At 63.0% G+C, this 16,855-nt stretch carries 29 protein-coding genes; all 29 read right to left on the reverse strand.

The window, feature by feature from the left end:
* Nucleotides 1-181 precede the first annotated feature (181 nt).
* Nucleotides 182-970, reverse strand: coding sequence for an SDR family NAD(P)-dependent oxidoreductase (locus tag AC629_RS05455; protein ID WP_084803749.1), 789 nt, complete (start codon nucleotides 968-970; stop codon nucleotides 182-184).
* Nucleotides 971-1,130: 160 nt separating this feature from the next.
* A complete protein-coding gene (locus tag AC629_RS05460; RefSeq protein ID WP_245331723.1) occupies nucleotides 1,131-1,655 on the reverse strand; it encodes a hypothetical protein in 525 nt (174 codons plus the stop codon).
* A gap of 177 nt (nucleotides 1,656-1,832) precedes the next feature.
* On the reverse strand, nucleotides 1,833-2,249 hold the full coding sequence (gene rplQ / locus AC629_RS05465) for a 50S ribosomal protein L17 (protein WP_084803751.1): 417 nt from the start codon (nucleotides 2,247-2,249) through the stop codon (nucleotides 1,833-1,835).
* A gap of 144 nt (nucleotides 2,250-2,393) precedes the next feature.
* Nucleotides 2,394-3,425 (reverse strand): DNA-directed RNA polymerase subunit alpha, encoded by a 1,032-nt coding sequence (locus AC629_RS05470; RefSeq protein WP_084803752.1) that lies wholly within the window; start codon nucleotides 3,423-3,425, stop codon nucleotides 2,394-2,396.
* Between the two features lie 112 nt (nucleotides 3,426-3,537).
* The gene (gene rpsK / locus AC629_RS05475) at nucleotides 3,538-3,927 is read right to left on the reverse strand and encodes a 30S ribosomal protein S11 (RefSeq protein WP_012045029.1); all 390 of its coding nucleotides are present in this window, start codon (nucleotides 3,925-3,927) and stop codon (nucleotides 3,538-3,540) included.
* Between the two features lie 122 nt (nucleotides 3,928-4,049).
* Entirely contained in the window at nucleotides 4,050-4,418 is a 369-nt protein-coding gene (rpsM, locus tag AC629_RS05480; protein WP_084803753.1) for a 30S ribosomal protein S13, read from the reverse strand.
* Between the two features lie 187 nt (nucleotides 4,419-4,605).
* Nucleotides 4,606-5,475 carry an adenylate kinase gene (locus AC629_RS05485; RefSeq protein ID WP_084803754.1) on the reverse strand — a complete coding sequence of 290 codons (870 nt, stop codon included), beginning with the start codon at nucleotides 5,473-5,475 and terminating at the stop codon, nucleotides 4,606-4,608.
* Between the two features lie 275 nt (nucleotides 5,476-5,750).
* Complete coding sequence (gene secY, locus AC629_RS05490; RefSeq protein ID WP_084803755.1) at nucleotides 5,751-7,082, reverse strand: preprotein translocase subunit SecY; 1,332 nt, start codon at nucleotides 7,080-7,082, stop codon at nucleotides 5,751-5,753.
* A gap of 148 nt (nucleotides 7,083-7,230) precedes the next feature.
* Nucleotides 7,231-7,716, reverse strand: coding sequence for a 50S ribosomal protein L15 (rplO, locus tag AC629_RS05495; RefSeq protein ID WP_018322273.1), 486 nt, complete (start codon nucleotides 7,714-7,716; stop codon nucleotides 7,231-7,233).
* 75 nt (nucleotides 7,717-7,791) lie between these two features.
* A complete protein-coding gene (rpmD, locus tag AC629_RS05500; protein WP_074116734.1) occupies nucleotides 7,792-7,986 on the reverse strand; it encodes a 50S ribosomal protein L30 in 195 nt (64 codons plus the stop codon).
* A gap of 23 nt (nucleotides 7,987-8,009) precedes the next feature.
* Nucleotides 8,010-8,606 (reverse strand): 30S ribosomal protein S5, encoded by a 597-nt coding sequence (gene rpsE / locus AC629_RS05505; protein ID WP_014494507.1) that lies wholly within the window; start codon nucleotides 8,604-8,606, stop codon nucleotides 8,010-8,012.
* Nucleotides 8,607-8,653: 47 nt separating this feature from the next.
* The gene (gene rplR / locus AC629_RS05510) at nucleotides 8,654-9,016 is read right to left on the reverse strand and encodes a 50S ribosomal protein L18 (RefSeq protein WP_008549238.1); all 363 of its coding nucleotides are present in this window, start codon (nucleotides 9,014-9,016) and stop codon (nucleotides 8,654-8,656) included.
* A gap of 11 nt (nucleotides 9,017-9,027) precedes the next feature.
* Nucleotides 9,028-9,561: a 50S ribosomal protein L6 gene (rplF, locus tag AC629_RS05515; RefSeq protein ID WP_084803756.1), complete on the reverse strand. Its 534-nt coding sequence runs from the start codon at nucleotides 9,559-9,561 to the stop codon at nucleotides 9,028-9,030.
* Between the two features lie 16 nt (nucleotides 9,562-9,577).
* The gene (gene rpsH / locus AC629_RS05520; RefSeq protein WP_027554158.1) at nucleotides 9,578-9,976 is read right to left on the reverse strand and encodes a 30S ribosomal protein S8; all 399 of its coding nucleotides are present in this window, start codon (nucleotides 9,974-9,976) and stop codon (nucleotides 9,578-9,580) included.
* Between the two features lie 14 nt (nucleotides 9,977-9,990).
* Nucleotides 9,991-10,296, reverse strand: a complete 306-nt coding sequence (gene rpsN / locus AC629_RS05525) for a 30S ribosomal protein S14 (protein WP_018322268.1) — start codon at nucleotides 10,294-10,296, stop codon at nucleotides 9,991-9,993.
* Nucleotides 10,297-10,342: 46 nt separating this feature from the next.
* Complete coding sequence (gene rplE / locus AC629_RS05530) at nucleotides 10,343-10,900, reverse strand: 50S ribosomal protein L5 (protein ID WP_084803757.1); 558 nt, start codon at nucleotides 10,898-10,900, stop codon at nucleotides 10,343-10,345.
* The gene (gene rplX / locus AC629_RS05535; protein WP_011088142.1) at nucleotides 10,893-11,207 is read right to left on the reverse strand and encodes a 50S ribosomal protein L24; all 315 of its coding nucleotides are present in this window, start codon (nucleotides 11,205-11,207) and stop codon (nucleotides 10,893-10,895) included. Before rplX ends, rplE begins: the two co-directional genes overlap by 8 nt.
* Nucleotides 11,207-11,575 (reverse strand): 50S ribosomal protein L14, encoded by a 369-nt coding sequence (gene rplN, locus AC629_RS05540; protein ID WP_084803758.1) that lies wholly within the window; start codon nucleotides 11,573-11,575, stop codon nucleotides 11,207-11,209. The genes rplX and rplN overlap by 1 nt, the downstream gene beginning before the upstream one ends.
* A gap of 84 nt (nucleotides 11,576-11,659) precedes the next feature.
* Nucleotides 11,660-11,908, reverse strand: a complete 249-nt coding sequence (gene rpsQ, locus AC629_RS05545) for a 30S ribosomal protein S17 (protein WP_084803759.1) — start codon at nucleotides 11,906-11,908, stop codon at nucleotides 11,660-11,662.
* A 13-nt stretch (nucleotides 11,909-11,921) separates the two neighbouring features.
* A complete protein-coding gene (gene rpmC, locus AC629_RS05550; RefSeq protein WP_011088144.1) occupies nucleotides 11,922-12,128 on the reverse strand; it encodes a 50S ribosomal protein L29 in 207 nt (68 codons plus the stop codon).
* A 5-nt stretch (nucleotides 12,129-12,133) separates the two neighbouring features.
* Nucleotides 12,134-12,547 carry a 50S ribosomal protein L16 gene (rplP, locus tag AC629_RS05555; RefSeq protein ID WP_008136349.1) on the reverse strand — a complete coding sequence of 138 codons (414 nt, stop codon included), beginning with the start codon at nucleotides 12,545-12,547 and terminating at the stop codon, nucleotides 12,134-12,136.
* A 30-nt stretch (nucleotides 12,548-12,577) separates the two neighbouring features.
* Nucleotides 12,578-13,300, reverse strand: a complete 723-nt coding sequence (gene rpsC, locus AC629_RS05560; protein WP_084803760.1) for a 30S ribosomal protein S3 — start codon at nucleotides 13,298-13,300, stop codon at nucleotides 12,578-12,580.
* A gap of 18 nt (nucleotides 13,301-13,318) precedes the next feature.
* Nucleotides 13,319-13,705: a 50S ribosomal protein L22 gene (rplV, locus tag AC629_RS05565; protein WP_028137020.1), complete on the reverse strand. Its 387-nt coding sequence runs from the start codon at nucleotides 13,703-13,705 to the stop codon at nucleotides 13,319-13,321.
* Between the two features lie 10 nt (nucleotides 13,706-13,715).
* Nucleotides 13,716-13,994 (reverse strand): 30S ribosomal protein S19, encoded by a 279-nt coding sequence (gene rpsS / locus AC629_RS05570; RefSeq protein ID WP_008136357.1) that lies wholly within the window; start codon nucleotides 13,992-13,994, stop codon nucleotides 13,716-13,718.
* 12 nt (nucleotides 13,995-14,006) lie between these two features.
* Complete coding sequence (rplB, locus tag AC629_RS05575; protein WP_084803761.1) at nucleotides 14,007-14,840, reverse strand: 50S ribosomal protein L2; 834 nt, start codon at nucleotides 14,838-14,840, stop codon at nucleotides 14,007-14,009.
* Between the two features lie 12 nt (nucleotides 14,841-14,852).
* Nucleotides 14,853-15,155 carry a 50S ribosomal protein L23 gene (locus AC629_RS05580; protein ID WP_008136362.1) on the reverse strand — a complete coding sequence of 101 codons (303 nt, stop codon included), beginning with the start codon at nucleotides 15,153-15,155 and terminating at the stop codon, nucleotides 14,853-14,855.
* Entirely contained in the window at nucleotides 15,152-15,772 is a 621-nt protein-coding gene (gene rplD, locus AC629_RS05585) for a 50S ribosomal protein L4 (RefSeq protein ID WP_084803762.1), read from the reverse strand. The genes AC629_RS05580 and rplD overlap by 4 nt, the downstream gene beginning before the upstream one ends.
* 1 nt (nucleotide 15,773) lies before the next feature.
* Nucleotides 15,774-16,490 (reverse strand): 50S ribosomal protein L3, encoded by a 717-nt coding sequence (gene rplC / locus AC629_RS05590; protein WP_084803763.1) that lies wholly within the window; start codon nucleotides 16,488-16,490, stop codon nucleotides 15,774-15,776.
* 52 nt (nucleotides 16,491-16,542) lie between these two features.
* Nucleotides 16,543-16,851: a 30S ribosomal protein S10 gene (rpsJ, locus tag AC629_RS05595; RefSeq protein WP_002712302.1), complete on the reverse strand. Its 309-nt coding sequence runs from the start codon at nucleotides 16,849-16,851 to the stop codon at nucleotides 16,543-16,545.
* Nucleotides 16,852-16,855 lie beyond the last annotated feature (4 nt).

Below are 16,855 nucleotides of genomic sequence, written 5' to 3' on the forward strand. Positions count from 1 at the left end.
GCAACGCAGGTGTGTAGGGTGGGTTAGCGCAGCGTACCCCACCTTTCGCTCTCAGCCTCGACGCAGAAATGGTGGGTTACGCCTTCGGCTAACCCACCCTACGCTTCCAACACGCCCTCGACGAACATCAGCCGCCGCTCCAGCGCCGTCTGCCGTAGCTTGGGCGCCTCATGCGCGGACCTCAAGCGATCGTATTGACGATGCCGCCCTCAGCCCGCAGCGCCGCGCCGTTGGTCGCGGACGCTTCCTTCGACGCAACATAGACCACCATATTGGCGATCTCGTCGACGCTGGCGAAGCGCTGGATCAGCGAGCTCGGGCGATGCTGCTTGACGAAATTGGCCGCGGCCTCCTCCACCGATTGCCCATTCTGCCTGGCGAGATCCTTCACGAAGGTCTCAACGCCCTCCGACATGGTCGGACCCGGCAGTACGGAATTGACGGTAACGCCGGTGCCGCGGGTGAGCTGCGCGAGGCCGCGCGCAACCGAGAGCTGGGCCGTCTTGCTCATGCCGTAGTGGATCATCTCGACAGGAATGTTGAGGCCGGATTCAGATGAGATGAAGACGATGCGACCCCAATTGCGCTTGAGCATACCCTTCAGGTAAGCGCGCGACAGCCGCACGCCGCTCATGACGTTGACCTCGAAGAAGCGGCTCCAGTCCTCGTCCGGGATCTCGAAAAAATCCTTTGGCTCGAAGATGCCGGCATTGTTGATGAGGATGTCGACCTCCGGCAGCGCCGATACAAGCGCCTTGCAACCCGCCTCGGTCGAGACGTCAGCGGCGATGCCGCGCACTTTAGCCCCCACGCCTTCCAGCTTGCGCACGGCCGCGTCGACCTTGTCCTGACCGCGGCCGTTGATCACCACGCTCGCGCCCGAGCCTGCGAGACCCTTGGCGATGGCGTGGCCGATGCCGGCAGTCGAGCCGGTCACGAGGGCAGTCTTTCCGGAAAGGTCGATCTTCATGCGTTATCTCCATTGATGCTGATGGAGATATCGGGCGGAGCTCAGGCTGTCGCAATCGCCGCTCACCAATCAGTGAGGCAAACAGAAAGCGGCGCCCGAGGCGCCGCTTTCAAGATTCTCGGAAAAGCTCTCGCCGCTTCCGCTTAACGCACCTGCGCCGTCACTTTATTTGAGCGGCCATCTGCTGGAGCGCCTTCCAGTCGAATTTCTCGGCGAGCGCCAGCGCTTCATCCTCAGAGATGTTTTCATAGCCAAGACTGAACACGGCGCTCTTGCTCAACGCCACGATGAGCATGCCGGACTTGTCCGCGATGTTGTAACTCTTGAGCACCGGCATGCCATTGATGGTCGTTGAGATCGCGTGACCTTCAGATGTCGAAATGTTCATCCCGCTCTCGACCTGCGGCAAGGCTCCGACGGCGGCCTGCCCGACCAAGACAGAAGCATGCAGCTGCCCCGAACCGCGCTCGTACTCGCGCGTTGCGGAGGTCATGCTTGCGTCGGACATTTGCATCGACATGCCTTCCGGCTTCTTGCCCTTCCAACCGTTCAGATCAATCAAAAGCGGCTCGAAGCGTTGAAACGGCTGGTCGGCGCGCACGGTTGAAAGTGGCCAGAAGGCCAACAGCGCCGCAAAAAAACATAGAGCCCAGTATTGCGGCTTAACGAATATTCTCAATCTCATCTCCACTAGTCCAAAGCGCTATGACTCTTAGGATGAATCATCGCGCCTTAGGTTCAATGGCAACCCGTCGTGGCGCTAGAAATCCCGGGCTCGAAGGCGCGGATGCAATGCCCATGACCAAAAATAAAAAAGCGGCGCACCAGGCGCCGCTTTTGATTTTTCCAGATCGCGAAGAACTTAAGCCGCGTCGGCTTCCTTCTCCTGCACCGGGCCGGAGTCCTGGCCCTTGGCATCGACGTCGCGATCGACGAACTCGATTACGGCCATCGCAGCGTTGTCGCCGTAACGGAAGCCGGCCTTGATGATGCGGGTGTAGCCGCCCTGGCGGTCCTTGTAGCGGGTCGCCAGCGTGTCGAAGAGCTTCTTGACCATGTCGACATCGCGCAGCTCCGCGATCGCCTGGCGGCGAAGCGACAGACCGCCCTTCTTGCCGAGCGTAACGAGCTTCTCGACGATCGGGCGCAGCTCCTTGGCCTTCGGCAGCGTGGTGACGATCTGCTCGTGCTTGATCAGCGCGGCCGCCATGTTGGCGAACATCGCCTTGCGGTGCTCGGCGGTGCGGTTGAGCTTCCGATGAACCTTGCCGTGACGCATGTGATTAGTCCTTACGTTAAAACTGCCGCGACGGTTCGTCGGACATGTTGCTCAGGTGGGCTGCCTGCGTTCGCCCAGATAGCTAGTAGCGAATGGCGAGTAGCGAGTTGTTATTCGCTATTCGCCTCTCCCTATTCGCCAAACTTAGTAGTGATCCTCGAAGCGCTTGGCGAGCTCGTCGATGTTCTCCGGCGGCCAGCCCGGCACTTCCATGCCGAGGTGCAGACCCATCTGGGCCAGCACTTCCTTGATCTCGTTCAGCGACTTGCGGCCGAAGTTCGGGGTGCGAAGCATTTCGGCTTCCGACTTCTGCACGAGGTCGCCGATGTAGACGATGTTGTCGTTCTTCAAGCAGTTGGCCGAACGCACCGACAGCTCGAGCTCGTCCACCTTCTTGAGGAAGGCCGGGTTGAAGGCGAGGTCCGGGATGATCTCCTGGGCGACTTCCTTGCGCGGCTCTTCGAAGTTGACGAACACGTTGAGCTGATCCTGCAGGATACGCGCGGCGTAAGCCACGGAGTCATCCGGCGAGATCGCGCCGTTGGTCTCGATCGTCATGGTCAGCTTGTCGTAGTCGAGGATCTGGCCCTCACGGGTGTTCTCGACCTTGTAGGAGACCTTGCGGACCGGCGAGTACAGGCTGTCGACCGGGATCAGGCCGATCGGCGCGTCCTCGGGACGGTTGCGCTCGGCGGGCACATAGCCCTTGCCGGTGGCGACCGTGAACTCCATGCGGATCTCGGCGCCCTCGTCGAGGGTGCAGATCTGGAGGTCCGGGTTGAGCACGGTGACGTCGCCGACGGTCTGGATGTCGCCGGCGGTGACAACGCCCGGGCCCTGCTTCTTCACGACCATGCGCTTGGGGCCCTCGCCCTGCATCTTGATCGAGATGTCCTTGATGTTGAGCACGATGTCGGTGACGTCTTCACGGACGCCAGCAATCGAGGAGAACTCGTGCAGCACACCGTCGATGTGCACCGACTGCACCGCCGCGCCCTGGAGCGAGGAGAGCAGGATGCGGCGCAGCGCGTTGCCGAGCGTCTGGCCGAAGCCGCGCTCGAGCGGCTCGGCGACGATGGTCGCGAAACGGGTCGAATCGCTGCCGGGCGTGACCTGGAGCTTGTTCGGTCGAATCAGTTCTTGCCAATTTTTCTGGATCGTCACTGTTTCACCCATACAGGCCAGTCAATTTGACAGTTCAAAATACTGGCGTTGGAGAAAGGCCGCAGATCATTCCCGCGGCTTCGCAAAAAGTCATCGCGGGCGTCAATGCGCCCGCAACTTGGTATCAAACGCGCCGACGCTTGCGGGGACGGCAACCGTTGTGCGGGATCGTGGTCACGTCGCGGATCGAGGTGACGGTGAAGCCTGCGGCCTGGAGTGCGCGCAGCGCCGACTCGCGGCCTGAACCGGGACCGGCGACTTCGACTTCCAGCGTGCGCATGCCGTGCTCCTGCGCCTTCTTCGACACGTCCTCGGCGGCAACCTGCGCGGCGTACGGGGTCGACTTGCGCGAGCCCTTGAAGCCCATCGTGCCGGCGGAGGACCAGGCAATCGTGTTGCCCTGCGCGTCGGTGATGGTGATGGTCGTGTTGTTGAACGACGAGTTCACATGCGCGACGCCGGAGGCGATGTTCTTGCGCTCACGACGACGAACGCGGGTGGCTTCCTTGGCCATTGACTACCTTTCCTGGAGATCTCAAACGCCGCCGTAACGCCAGCGGCTACACCTGTGGAACGAAAGGCGCGTGGCGAACGGGTCATCCCCTTTCGCCACACGCCGCGATTGGATTCGAAAACTTACTTCTTCTTGCCGGCGATGGCCTTGGCCGGGCCCTTGCGCGTACGCGCATTGGTGTGGGTACGCTGACCGCGCACCGGCAGGCCGCGACGATGACGCAGGCCGCGATAGCAGCCGAGGTCCATCAGACGCTTGATGTTGATGCCGACCTCACGACGCAGGTCGCCCTCGACGAGATAGTCGCGGTCGATCACTTCGCGGATCTGGAGCACTTCGGCGTCGCTGAGCTGATTGACGCGACGATCCTCGGGGATCTTCACCTTCTCCAGGATCTCACCGGCGTTCTTCGCGCCGATGCCATGGATGTACTGGAGCGCGATCAGCACGCGCTTGTTGGTGGGAATGTTCACGCCGGCAATACGGGCCACGGCCTTCTCTCCTGTTGCCGATCCCTCGTCAGGAATCGGTCTTTAAGTGCTTGCTTTCTCGGGCAGGTGTTCACAAACGCGAACACGACGCCCACCCCCGGTCTTCCTGGGGCCCGGCATCGTCTGAAACTATCCGACTTGGATGCGGGGCTTATTAAGGGATTCCGGGGGCTTCCGTCAACCGCTGCTAGCGCCTGGCTCGCTTTTTCGTGACCTTTTTTGCGGCCTTTTTGGCACCCTTTTTGACAACCTTCTTGGCGGTCTTTTTGGCCGCTTTCTTTACCGTCTTCTTGGCGGTCTTCTTGGCTGCCTTGTAGGTGCCCTTAACGGCCTTCTTGGGGGCCTTTTTCGCGGATTTGGCGGCCTTTTTGGCCGTTTTCGCCGGCTTTTGGGCCGCTTTGTTCGCGGCCTTGGCCTTTTTGGCGGGGGCAGCCTTGGCTGCGCTTCGGGCATGCGTCTTGGGTTCGACCGCCCCGAGCGCCAGCAGCTGGCGATGGATGGCGCGGGTGACCTCGTCGATAGCCATCATGCCGTCGATGGTCGAGAGCTTCCGCCGCTCGGAATAGTAGTGAATCAGTGGCTCCGTCTGGCTGCGGTAGCTGGCAAGCCGCTTGGTCAGGACCTCCGGGGTGTCGTCGACCCGAACCTCCTCCCCGCGCTCCCGCATCTGGGCGACGCGAGTCTCGACGCGACTCAGAAGCGCGCTTTCGTTGACGCGCAGCTCGATCACCGCATCGAGCTTGAGGTGCTTGTGCCTGAGCAGTTCGTCGAGCGCCTCGGCCTGCGGAACGGTGCGCGGGAAACCGTCCAGGATGAAGCCGTTCCTGGCGTCCGGCTGGTCGATTCGGTCGGAGATGATTCCGACCACGATCTCGTCGGGCACGAGGCCGCCGCCGGCCATGATCTCCTTGGCCTTGAGTCCGACCGGCGTTCCCGCCGCAACGGCTGCGCGCAACATCTCGCCGGTCGAGAGCTGGACGATGCCATAGCGCTGCACCAGAAGTTGCGCCTGGGTCCCCTTGCCCGACCCCGGCGGCCCCAGAAGTATAATTCTCATCGGCGTACGCCCCCCGGATTGGTGAGCGATACGTCGCGCACCTGTGTTTGAAGTTCGAGAACAGTGCAAACCATAATCGGCGCCGCACCGCTACCCATATCATAGGGGAGCGAATGGGCGGACGCCAACAAGGCCTTTGAAATCAGTGTTTCGCTGCAGTGAGAGCAGCTCTGCCGATGCGATCGAATGCCTGGGTGATGGCCTCGGCGGGCGCCGCGCGTTGCTCGCGCGGCGAATCGGCGGCGCATTCGCGCCGACATAAGAGGGCGCCGCGCTTAGCGGCGGCGGCCCCGCAGCTTCGACTTCCGGATCAGGCCTTCGTACTGATGGGCTAGCAGATAGCCCTGCACCTGCGCCACCGTGTCCATGGTGACGCTGACGACGATCAGCAGCGAGGTGCCGCCGAAATAGAATGGCACCGAGGCGTAGGAGATCAGGATCTCCGGGATCAAGCAGACGATCGCCAGATAGATCGCGCCGAGCACAGTGATGCGCGACAGCACGTAGTCGATATATTCCGCGGTGCGCTCGCCGGGACGGATGCCCGGGATGAAGCCGCCGTGCTTCTTCAGATTGTCCGCGGTCTCGGTCGGGTTGAACACGATCGCGGTGTAGAAGAACGCGAAGAACACGATCAGCGCGAGATAGAGGATCAGGAACAGCGGACGGCCGTGACCGAGCTGCGTGGTGATCCACTGGAACCATTCCGGCCCACTGCCCGCGTTGAAGTTCGCAACCGTCGTCGGCAGCAGGAGCAACGATGACGCGAAGATCGGCGGGATCACGCCCGAGGTGTTGAGCTTGAGCGGCAGATGCGAGGACTGGCCCTCGAACATCTTGTTGCCGACCTGGCGCTTCGGATACTGGATCAGCAGCCGGCGCTGAGCGCGCTCCATGAACACGATGAAGGCGATCACGGCGATCGCCATGATGATGACGACAAGGATCAGGCCGGTCGACATCGCGCCTTGACGGCCGAGCTCGAGCATGTTGGCGAGCGCCGCGGGCAGCTCGGCGACGATGCCGGAGAGAATGATGAGCGAGATCCCGTTGCCGATGCCGCGCGAGGTGATCTGTTCGCCCAGCCACATCAGGAACATGGTGCCGCCGGTCAGCGTGATCGCCGTGGACAGGCGGAAGAACATGCCGGGCTCGCTGACGACGTTGCCGGCGCCTTCGAGGCCCACCGCGATACCGTAGGACTGGAATGCTGCCAGGATGACCGTCAGGTAGCGCGTGTACTGGTTCAGGGTCTTGCGGCCGGCCTCGCCTTCCTTCTTCAGCGCCTCGAGCTGGGGCGAGACGGTGGTCAGGAGCTGGATGATGATCGAGGCCGAGATGTACGGCATGATGTTCAGCGCGAATATCGCCATGCGGTGGATGCCGCCGCCGGCGAACATGTTGAACATGCCGAGGATACCGCCCGCCTGCGAGCGGAACACCTGTTCCCAGATGTTGGGATCGATACCGGGCAGCGGAATGTAGGTTCCGAGCCGGTAAACGAGCAGCGCACCCAGCGTGAACCAGATGCGCTTCTTCAGTTCGTCGGCCTTGGCAAACGCGCCGAAATTGAGATTGGCTGCCAGTTGTTCCGCTGCAGAGACCATCTTGGACTTTCTCCCGCCGCCTTACGCGCCGTTATGCCCGCGGCCGGGCTACTTTAGCGGACGCCGGACATTATCTGGGGCTCGGCTTCGATAAGTCCACGTCCCGCATGCGTAAAGGCCCGCGAGCCGCGGGCCAATGACGCAGATGTTACGCCGCCTCGCCTTCTTCCTTGGCAGGGGCGAGGATCTTCACCGAGCCGCCCGCCTTCTCGACCGCTGCAATCGCGGTCTTCGTGGCGCCGTGGACTTCGATGTTGAGCTTGGACTTGAGCTCGCCGCGGCCAAGCAGCCGCAGGCCGGCCTTGGCGCGCCGCAGCACGCCGCCCTTCACCAGCGCTTCGACGTTCACGACGCTGCCGGCGTCGATCTTCTTGGCATCGACCGCTTCCTGGAGCCGGTCGAGATTGATCTCGGCGAACTCCACGCGGAAGATGTTGTTGAAGCCGCGCTTGGGCAGACGGCGATGCATCGGCATCTGGCCGCCCTCGAAACCCTTGATGCGCACGCCCGAACGCGCGGTCTGGCCCTTGCCGCCGCGGCCGGACTGCTTGCCCTTGCCCGAACCGATGCCGCGGCCGACGCGCATACGCTTTTTGCGCGAGCCGGCGTTGTCGGCGATATCGCTGAGCTTCATCGCCCTTCTCCTTGTGTCTTGCGCATGATCATCACCGAAAACCGGTGCCCGCTTTTCGGGATCAAGCGCCTTTGCTTACTTCTCGTCGACGATACGGACGAGATGGTGAACCTTCTCGATCATGCCACGGACCGCCGGGGTGTCCGGCAGTTCACTGGTGCGACCGATCTTGTTGAGCTTGAGCCCGATCAGCGTCGAGCGCTGCGAGTGATGGCGGCGGATCGCGCTGCCGGTCTGCTCGAGCTTGATCGTCTTGCTGGCCTTGGCCATGGGAGTCTACTCCAAAGCTTCCGTTAGTCGGCAGCCGCCTCGGCATCGCCGCCGATACGGCGGGACTGCAGAGTGGACACCTTGATGTTGCGGCGGGCTGCGACCGAACGCGGCGAATCCTGATGCTTCAGCGCGTCGAAAGTCGCGCGAACCATGTTGTACGGGTTCGACGAGCCGATCGACTTCGCCACCACGTCCTGAACGCCGAGCGTCTCGAACACGGCGCGCATCGGGCCACCGGCGATGATGCCGGTACCGGCTGGAGCTGCACGCAGGTAGACACGGCCCGCGCCATGACGGCCGGCGATGTCGTGATGAAGCGTGCGGCCCTCCCGCAGCGACACGCGGGTCAGGTTGCGCTTGGCGGACTCGGTTGCCTTGCGGATCGCCTCAGGCACTTCGCGCGCCTTGCCGTGACCGAAGCCGGCGCGGCCCTTCTGGTCGCCGATCACGACCAGCGCTGCGAAACCGAAGCGCTTGCCGCCCTTGACGACCTTGGCCACGCGATTGATGTGGACGAGCTTGTCGACGAACTCGCTGTCGCGCTCCTCGCGCTCCCTGCGTTCACGTCCGCCGCCGCGTTGATCGCGTCCACCACGTTGTTCGCGTTCAGCTGCCATGGTTTTTCCAATCCTTCAGAGGCTTACGCCTCAATCCTCAAATTCTGTTAGAAGCTCAGCCCGCTCTCACGCGCAGCGTCGGCAAGAGCCTTGACGCGCCCGTGATAGAGATAGCTGCCGCGATCGAACACGACTTCCTTGACGCCCTTCTCGGCGGCGCGCTCGGCCAGCAGCTTGCCGACCGCCTTCGCCGCATCGATGTCGGCGCCGGTCTTGCCGCCGTCGCGCATCGCTTTCTCGAGCGACGAGGCAGAGGCCAGCGTCTCGCCCTTCAGGTCGTCGATGACCTGGGCGTAGATGTGCTTGGACGAGCGGAACACCGACAGGCGCGGACGGCCGCCACCGGAGCGGCGCAGCTTCAGCCGCACACTCCGCTTGCGCCGGGCATTCGTAACCTTGGCTTTCGACATGACCGGCTCCGTTACTTCTTCTTGCCTTCCTTGCGGAAGATGAATTCGCCAACATACTTCACGCCCTTGCCCTTGTAGGGCTCCGGCGGACGATAGGCGCGGATCTCGGCGGCGACCTGACCGACGCGCTGGATGTCGCTGCCGGTCACCGTGATCTCGGTCGGCTTCGGCACTGTGATCGTGATCCCCTCCGGGATCGGATAGACCACGTCGTGGCTGTAGCCGAGCGCGAGCTGCAGGTTCTTGCCCTGCATCGCGGCGCGGTAACCGACGCCGGTGATTTCGAGCTTCTTCTCGAAGCCCTTGGTGACGCCTTCGACCAGATTCGCGACCTGGGCGCGAGCGGTGCCGTACAGCGCCCGCGCGCGGTTGGTCTCAGCCCGCGGCTTGACCTTCACCTGGCCGTTCTCGAGCTTCACCTCGACTTCGTCATGGACGACGAACTGAAGCTGGCCCTTCGGCCCCTTCATCTTGACGGTCTGCCCATCGACGGTCGCGGTAACACCCGACGGCACCGCCACAGGCCTTTTGCCAACACGTGACATGGATCAAAAATCCTTCTCAGAACACCGTGAAGAGGACTTCACCGCCCACATTCGCGTCGCGCGCGCTGTGGTCGGCCATGATCCCCTTCGGCGTCGACAACACCGAAATGCCGAGCCCGTTATTGACCCGCGGCAGGTTCTTCACCGAGGCGTAAACGCGACGCCCGGGCTTGGAGACACGTTCGATCTCGCGGATGACGGGCTCGCCGTCGAAATACTTCAGCTCGATCTCGATCTCGCTGCGGCCCGAGGAATGCTCGAGCGTGGCGTAGCCGCGGATGTAGCCCTCGGTCTTGAGGACCTCGAGCACGTTCTCGCGCATCTTCGAACCAGGCGTGGACACCTTGGTCTTGGAGCGCATCTGGGCGTTGCGGATGCGGGTGATCAGATCGCTGATTGGATCGTGCGTAGACATCTAAACGACCCTCCTTACCAGCTGGACTTCACGAGGCCCGGGACCATGCCCTTGGAGCCAAGTTCGCGCAGCGCGATACGGGACAGCTTGTTCTTGCGGTAGTTCGAGCGCGGGCGGCCCGACAGCTCGCAACGCAGGCGGATGCGGGTCGCCGACGAGTTGCGCGGCATTTCCGCCAGCTTCAACGTCGCAGCGAAACGCTCTTCCATCGGCAGCTTCTTGTCGGCGATGATCGCCTTCAACCGCTCACGCTTCGCGGCGGCGTTCTTCACCATCCGCTTGCGCCGGTTGTTCTTCTCGACTGAACTCTTCTTTGCCATGCTTGGCTCCTGGGTATCCGCGTTTGAGAGGCTTTAGGTCAGCGTCTCACTGCCGGAACGGGAAATTGAAAGCGGTCAACAAGGCCCTCGCCTCTTCGTCGGTCTTGGCCGTGGTGCAGACGGTGATGTCCATACCGCGGGCTTCCGTGACCTTGTCGAAGTCGATCTCGGGGAAAATGATGTGTTCCTTGATGCCGAGCGAGTAGTTGCCGCGGCCGTCGAAGCTCTTCGGGTTCAGGCCGCGGAAGTCGCGGACGCGCGGCAGCGCAACCGTCACCAGGCGGTCGATGAACTCGTACATGCGGGCCTTGCGCAGCGTGACCTTGCAGCCGATCGGCTGGTTCTCACGCAGCTTGAACGTCGCGATCGCGAAACGCGAGTAGGTCACGATCGCCTTCTGGCCGGCGATCTGGGTCAGCTCGGCGGCGGCGGTCTCGGCCTTCTTGCGGTCGTTGACGGAATCGCCAACGCCCATGTTCAGGACGACCTTGTCCAGGCGCGGAACCTGCATGACGTTCTCATAACCGAACTTCTCGGTCAGCGCCGTGCGGATCTTCGCGTCGTATTCCGCGCGCAGGCGCGGCGTGTAAGCGGTCTCAGCCATCGATCTCAGCTCCCGAGCTCTTGGCGATGCGAACCTTCTTGCCGTCCGCCAGAATCTTGAATCCGACGCGGGTCGGCTTTCCGTCCTTGCCGACATACGCGATGTTGGACAGTTGGATCGGCGCCTCTTTCGAGATGATGCCGCCCTCCTGGGCCTGCGTCTGCTTCTGGTGACGCTTGACCATGTTGATGCCGCGCACGAGCGCGGTGCCGGCGTCCGGGCGCACCTCGAACACCTCGCCGGTACGACCCTTGTCGCGACCGGTCAGCACGACGACCTTGTCGCCCTTGCGGATCTTCGCAGCCATCACAGCACCTCCGGCGCGAGCGAAATGATCTTCATGTGGTTCTTGGCGCGCAGCTCGCGCGGCACGGGCCCGAAGATACGGGTGCCGACCGGCTCGGCCTGGTTGTTGATCAGAACGGCGGCGTTGCGGTCGAAGCGGATGACCGAACCGTCGGCGCGGCGGATGTCCTTGCGGACGCGCACCACGACGGCCTTCATCACGTCGCCCTTCTTCACCTTGCCACGCGGAATCGCTTCCTTGATCGAGACGACAATGACGTCGCCGATCGTGGCGTAGCGGCGCTTGGAGCCCCCGAGCACCTTGATACACATGACACGGCGTGCGCCAGAATTGTCGGCCACGTCGAGGTTGGTCTGCATCTGAATCATTGATGCACCTCGTCCTCTTTCTATTTGCGCCAGCCCAGCCGGCGCTCAACATTTCCCTGAAGTCAGTCGGCTAAAGCCAACAGATCAGGCGCTTTTCTTGTGTTCGCCCCGGACCACGATCCAGCGCTTCAACTTCGAAATCGGCTTCGATTCCTCGATCCACACCATGTCGCCCGGCTTGAACTCGTTGCTCTCGTCGTGCGCGTGATAGTTCTTCGAACGGCGGATCGTCTTCTTGTAGATCGGGTGCGTGAAGCGGCGATCGACGCGCACCACGATGGTCTTGGCTTGCTTGTCGCTGACGACCACGCCCTGCAAAGTACGTTTCGGCATCTTCGTAAGCCTCTTACTTCTTCTTCGCGCGCGTCTGCGCGGCGACGGTCTTGATCCGGGCGATGTCACGGCGAGCCTCGCGCAGGCGCGAGGTGTTCTCGAGCTGCCCGGTGGCGCGCTGGAAGCGCAGGTTGAAGCGCTCCTTCTTCAGGTTCAGGATGGCATCATCCTGCTGGTCGGGGCTCATCGCGCGGATGTCTTCGATCTTCATCTGGGCCATGGCCATTACTCCGCAATGCGCTCGACGAAGCGCGTCTTGATCGGCAGCTTGGCGGCCGCCAAGGTCAGCGCCTCGCGCGCCGTCTGGGTGTTGACGCCGTCGATCTCGAACAGCACCCGGCCCGGCTTGACGCGCGCGACCCACAGTTCCGGCGAACCCTTGCCGGAGCCCATGCGGACTTCGGCCGGCTTCTTCGACACCGGAACGTCCGGGAACACGCGGATCCAGACGCGGCCGGCGCGCTTCATGTGGCGGGTCAGCGCGCGGCGAGCGGCTTCGATCTGGCGCGCGGTGACGCGCTCAGGCTCGGTCGCCTTCAGGCCGAACTGGCCGAACGCCAACGTCGCGCCCGAGGACGCAACGCCGTGGATGCGGCCCTTATGCGCCTTCCGGAACTTCGTTTTCTTAGGTTGCATCATGGCTTTAAGCCCTCAAATTCCTGTGCTGGCTCAGGCTGCAGCCGCGTCGCGGCGCTGCCGGCCGCCACCACCGCTACCACTGCCCTCGCCTTCGGCCATTCTCTTGTCCTGGGCCATCGGATCGTGCTCGAGGATCTCACCCTTGAAGATCCAGACCTTGACGCCGCAGGTGCCGAAGGTCGTGAACGCGGTCGCGACGCCGTAGTCGATATCGGCGCGCAGCGTGTGCAGCGGCACGCGACCTTCGCGGTACCACTCCATGCGCGCGATTTCCGCACCGCCCAGACGACCCGAGCAGTTGATGCGGATGCCTTCCGCGCCGAGACGCATCGCCGACTGCACGGCGCGCTTCATGGCACGGCGGAACGCCACGCGGCGCTCGAGCTGCTGCGCGATCGACTCGGCCACCAGTGTCGCATCGAGCTCCGGCTTGCGGATCTCGACGATGTTGATGACGACGTCGGACGAGGTGATGTCAGCAACCTTCTTGCGCAGCTTGTCGATGTCGGCGCCCTTCTTGCCGATCACCACGCCCGGACGAGCCGAGTGGATGGTGACGCGGCACTTCTTGTGCGGACGCTCGATCACGATGCGGGCGACGGCCGCCTGCTTGAGCTCCTTGTGCAGGATCTCGCGGATCTTGACGTCCTCGTGCAGCAGCTTGCCGTATTCCTGCTTGCCGGCGAACCAGCGGGAATCCCAGGTCCGGTTGATGCCGAGACGCAGACCGATCGGATTGATCTTTTGACCCATCGTTTTCTCCTGCGTCCCTTAAGCCGCTGCTTCGGCTTCGACCTGACGAACGATGATCGTCAGCTGCGAAAATGGTTTGTAAACACGACCCGAGCGACCGCGGCCGCGGGCGGCAAAACGCTTCATCACGAGGCCGTTGCCGACGAAGGCCTGCGCCACGACGAGATCATCGACGTCGAGGTCGTGGTTGTTCTCGGCATTGGCGATAGCCGATTCCAGGCACTTCTTCACGTCAACCGCGATCCGCTTGCGCGAAAACTGCAGGTCGGCGAGCGCAGCAGCCGCCTTCCGGCCGCGAATGAGCTGGGCGACCAGGTTGAGCTTCTGCGGGCTCACCCGCAGCATCCGGGCGACCGCCTTGGCCTCATTGTCGGCGAGGCTCCGTTCGCGCTTAGGTTTGCTCATCGTTTAATCCTCAAGCCTTCTTGGCTTTCTTGTCGCCGGAGTGGCCATGGAAGGTCCGGGTCGGCGAGAACTCGCCGAACTTGTGACCTACCATTTCCTCGTTGACGGCCACCGGCACGTGCTTCTGACCGTTGTAGACGCCGAAGGTCAGGCCGACGAACTGCGGCAGGATCGTCGAGCGACGGCTCCAGATCTTGATGACGTCGTGACGGCCGGACGCGCGCGCGGCATCTGCCTTCTTGAGCAGAGAACCCTCGACGAACGGGCCTTTCCAGACTGAACGAACCATGTCCGGCGTTCCTTACTTCTTCCGCTTGTGGCGGCTTAGGAGAATGAATTTGTTGGTCGACTTGTTGGTGCGGGTCTTCTTGCCCTTGGTCGGCTTGCCCCACGGGGTGACCGGGTGGCGACCGCCCGAGGTACGACCTTCACCACCGCCGTGCGGATGGTCGATCGGGTTCATCGCGACACCGCGGTTGTGCGGGCGACGGCCCATCCAACGCTTGCGGCCGGCCTTGCCGATCGAGGTGTTCATGTGATCCGGGTTCGACACCGCGCCGATCGTGCCGCGGCAGCGGCCGTGCACCAGGCGCTGCTCGCCCGAGTTCAGGCGGATGATCACGTAGTCCTGGTCGCGACCGACGAGCTGAGCATAGGTACCCGCGGAACGGGCGAGCTGGCCGCCCTTCCCGATCTTGGTCTCGATGTTGTGGATGATCGTGCCGACCGGCATGTTGCCGAGCGGCATGACGTTGCCCGGCTTCACGTCGACGTAGTTGCCGGCGATAATGGTGTCACCCACGGCCAGGCGCTGCGGCGCCAGGATGTAGGCCTGCTCGCCGTCCTGATACTTGATCAGCGCAATGAAGCCGGTGCGGTTCGGATCGTACTCGAGCCGCTCGACGGTCGCGGGGACGTCGATCTTCTCGCGCTTGAAATCGACCGTGCGCAGCGTCTTCTTGTGACCGCCGCCACGGAAGCGCACGGTGATGCGACCGGTGTTGTTGCGGCCGCCCGAGGAATGCTTGCCCTCGGTGAGCGCCTTGACCGGCTTGCCCTTGTAGAGGGCCGAACGATCAACCATGACCAGCTGGCGCTGGCCCGGCGTCGTGGGATTGAATTTCTTCAGTGCCATCGTCGTACGACCTTACAGACCGGTGGTGACGTCGATCCGGTGGCCCTCTTCGAGGGTCACGATCGCGCGCTTGCTATTCGACTGCGAGCCGAGATTGCCGCGGAAGACCTTGGTCTTGCCCTTGCGGACCAGCGTGTTGACGCTCTTGACCTTGACGTCGAACAGCTTCTCGATCGCTTCCTTGATCTGCGGCTTGGTTGCCTTCGCGGCCACCTTGAACAGCACCTTGTTGTGCTCCGAGGCGATCGTCGCCTTTTCGGTCACGACCGGCGACAGGATCACGTCGTAGTGGCGAGGCTCGATGTTCTTCGTCATTTGAAGCGCGCCTCCAGCGCATCGATGGCGGCCTTGGTCAGAACGAGCTTCTGACGGCGCAGGATGTCATAGACGTTGATGCCCTGGATCGGCAGCACGTCCATGTTCGGGATGTTGCGGGCCGCAGCGGCAAAGCCGGTGTTGAGCTCGGCACCGTCGATGATCAGCGCGTTGGTGAGCCCGAGGCCCGAGAAATGACCGAGCAGCGCCTTGGTCTTGGCGGCTTCCAGCGCGGCCTTCTCGATCACCACGAGATCACCGTCCTTGGCCTTGGCCGAGAGCGCATGCTTCAGAGCGAGCGCGCGGACCTTCTTCGGCAGGTCGGTAGCGTGCGAACGCACCACCGGACCGAAGGCACGGCCGCCGCCGCGGAACTGCGGCACGCGGGCCGAGCCGTGACGAGCACCGCCGGTGCCCTTCTGCTTGTACATCTTCTTGCCGGTGCGCCAGATCTCGGCGCGGCCCTTGGCCTTGTGCGTGCCGGCCTGGCGCTTGTTGAGCTGCCACTGGACGCAGCGCGCGATGATGTCTTCGCGCGGCTCGAGGCCGAAAATGGCGTCGGAGAGCTGGACCGAGCCGGCTTCCTTACCTTCGAGGGTGGTGACCTTCAATTCCATCTCACACACCCTCCTGCTGGGCCGCAGCCTCGGCTTCGCCGCCGGCAACCTTGAACTTACCGGGCTTCGGAGCGTCCTTCGGCAGCGGCTTCTTGACGGCGTCGCGCACGCGGATCCAGCCGCCCTTGGAGCCGGGAACGGCGCCTTCGACGAGGATCAGGCCGCGCTCAACATCGGTCTGAACGACGCGAAGGTTGAGCGTGGTGATGCGATCGACACCCATGTGGCCGGGCATCTTCTTGTTCTTCCAGGTCTTGCCGGGGTCCTGACGGCCACCGGTCGAACCGATCGAACGGTGCGAGATCGACACACCGTGCGTGGCGCGCAGACCGCCGAAGTTCCAGCGCTTCATACCGCCGGCAAAACCCTTACCGACCGAGGTGCCGGTGACGTCGACGAACTGGCCGACGACGAAGTGATCGGCCTGGATCTCGGCGCCGACCGGGATCATCGCATCCGCGGTCACGCGGAATTCCTCGACCCGGCGCTTGGGCTCAACCTTGGCGACCGCGAACTGTCCGCGCTCAGCCTTGGGCATGTACACGGTCTTGCGGCTGCCAGAACCGAGCTGGAGCGCGACGTAACCGTTCTTCTCTTCGGTGCGGTGGCCTACGACCTGGCAATTGCCGAGCTTCAGCACGGTCACGGGGATATGTTCGCCGGCCTCCGTAAAGACCCGCGTCATCCCGACCTTTTGTGCGATCACTCCGGAGCGCATCGGCTTGCTTCCTGTTCTTTCTGTCCGCTTGCGCGGACGGGATCCAAAAATCTTAGAGCTTGATCTCGACGTCGACACCGGCGGCCAGGTCGAGCTTCATCAAAGCGTCGACGGTCTGCGGGGTCGGATCGACGATGTCGAGCAGGCGCTTGTGGGTGCGCATCTCGAACTGTTCGCGGCTCTTCTTGTCGACGTGGGGCGAACGGTTGACGGTGAACTTCTCGATGCGGGTGGGCAGCGGAATGGGTCCGCGAACCTGCGCGCCGGTGCGCTTCGCCGTGTTCACGATCTCACGCGTCGACGTATCGAGAATACGATGGTCGAACGCCTTGAGACGGATACGAATATTTTGGCCGTTCATTGCC

Source organism: Bradyrhizobium sp. NAS80.1 (assembly GCF_001908205.1).
Taxonomy (GTDB): Bacteria; Pseudomonadota; Alphaproteobacteria; order Rhizobiales; family Xanthobacteraceae; genus Bradyrhizobium.

Bases quoted from the DNA above. Each gene is read 5' to 3' on its own strand.
- AC629_RS05455 (WP_084803749.1), bottom strand. From the start codon at position 970: ATGAAGATCGACCTTTCCGGAAAGACTGCCCTCGTGACCGGCTCGACT.
- AC629_RS05460 (WP_245331723.1), bottom strand. From the start codon at position 1,655: ATGAGATTGAGAATATTCGTTAAGCCGCAATACTGGGCTCTATGTTTT.
- rplQ (WP_084803751.1), bottom strand. From the start codon at position 2,249: ATGCGTCACGGCAAGGTTCATCGGAAGCTCAACCGCACCGCCGAGCAC.
- AC629_RS05470 (WP_084803752.1), bottom strand. From the start codon at position 3,425: ATGGGTGAAACAGTGACGATCCAGAAAAATTGGCAAGAACTGATTCGA.
- rpsK (WP_012045029.1), bottom strand. From the start codon at position 3,927: ATGGCCAAGGAAGCCACCCGCGTTCGTCGTCGTGAGCGCAAGAACATC.
- AC629_RS05485 (WP_084803754.1), bottom strand. From the start codon at position 5,475: ATGAGAATTATACTTCTGGGGCCGCCGGGGTCGGGCAAGGGGACCCAG.
- secY (WP_084803755.1), bottom strand. From the start codon at position 7,082: ATGGTCTCTGCAGCGGAACAACTGGCAGCCAATCTCAATTTCGGCGCG.
- rplO (WP_018322273.1), bottom strand. From the start codon at position 7,716: ATGAAGCTCAGCGATATCGCCGACAACGCCGGCTCGCGCAAAAAGCGT.
- rpmD (WP_074116734.1), bottom strand. From the start codon at position 7,986: ATGGCCAAGGCCAGCAAGACGATCAAGCTCGAGCAGACCGGCAGCGCG.
- rpsE (WP_014494507.1), bottom strand. From the start codon at position 8,606: ATGGCAGCTGAACGCGAACAACGTGGTGGACGCGATCAACGCGGCGGC.
- rplR (WP_008549238.1), bottom strand. From the start codon at position 9,016: ATGTCGAAAGCCAAGGTTACGAATGCCCGGCGCAAGCGGAGTGTGCGG.
- rplF (WP_084803756.1), bottom strand. From the start codon at position 9,561: ATGTCACGTGTTGGCAAAAGGCCTGTGGCGGTGCCGTCGGGTGTTACC.
- rpsH (WP_027554158.1), bottom strand. From the start codon at position 9,976: ATGTCTACGCACGATCCAATCAGCGATCTGATCACCCGCATCCGCAAC.
- rpsN (WP_018322268.1), bottom strand. From the start codon at position 10,296: ATGGCAAAGAAGAGTTCAGTCGAGAAGAACAACCGGCGCAAGCGGATG.
- rplE (WP_084803757.1), bottom strand. From the start codon at position 10,900: ATGGCTGAGACCGCTTACACGCCGCGCCTGCGCGCGGAATACGACGCG.
- rplX (WP_011088142.1), bottom strand. From the start codon at position 11,207: ATGGCTGCGAAGATCCGCAAGGGCGACAAGGTCGTCGTGCTGACCGGT.
- rplN (WP_084803758.1), bottom strand. From the start codon at position 11,575: ATGATTCAGATGCAGACCAACCTCGACGTGGCCGACAATTCTGGCGCA.
- rpsQ (WP_084803759.1), bottom strand. From the start codon at position 11,908: ATGCCGAAACGTACTTTGCAGGGCGTGGTCGTCAGCGACAAGCAAGCC.
- rpmC (WP_011088144.1), bottom strand. From the start codon at position 12,128: ATGGCCCAGATGAAGATCGAAGACATCCGCGCGATGAGCCCCGACCAG.
- rplP (WP_008136349.1), bottom strand. From the start codon at position 12,547: ATGATGCAACCTAAGAAAACGAAGTTCCGGAAGGCGCATAAGGGCCGC.
- rpsC (WP_084803760.1), bottom strand. From the start codon at position 13,300: ATGGGTCAAAAGATCAATCCGATCGGTCTGCGTCTCGGCATCAACCGG.
- rplV (WP_028137020.1), bottom strand. From the start codon at position 13,705: ATGAGCAAACCTAAGCGCGAACGGAGCCTCGCCGACAATGAGGCCAAG.
- rpsS (WP_008136357.1), bottom strand. From the start codon at position 13,994: ATGGTTCGTTCAGTCTGGAAAGGCCCGTTCGTCGAGGGTTCTCTGCTC.
- rplB (WP_084803761.1), bottom strand. From the start codon at position 14,840: ATGGCACTGAAGAAATTCAATCCCACGACGCCGGGCCAGCGCCAGCTG.
- AC629_RS05580 (WP_008136362.1), bottom strand. From the start codon at position 15,155: ATGACGAAGAACATCGAGCCTCGCCACTACGACGTGATCCTGTCGCCG.
- rplD (WP_084803762.1), bottom strand. From the start codon at position 15,772: ATGGAATTGAAGGTCACCACCCTCGAAGGTAAGGAAGCCGGCTCGGTC.
- rplC (WP_084803763.1), bottom strand. From the start codon at position 16,490: ATGCGCTCCGGAGTGATCGCACAAAAGGTCGGGATGACGCGGGTCTTT.
- rpsJ (WP_002712302.1), bottom strand. From the start codon at position 16,851: ATGAACGGCCAAAATATTCGTATCCGTCTCAAGGCGTTCGACCATCGT.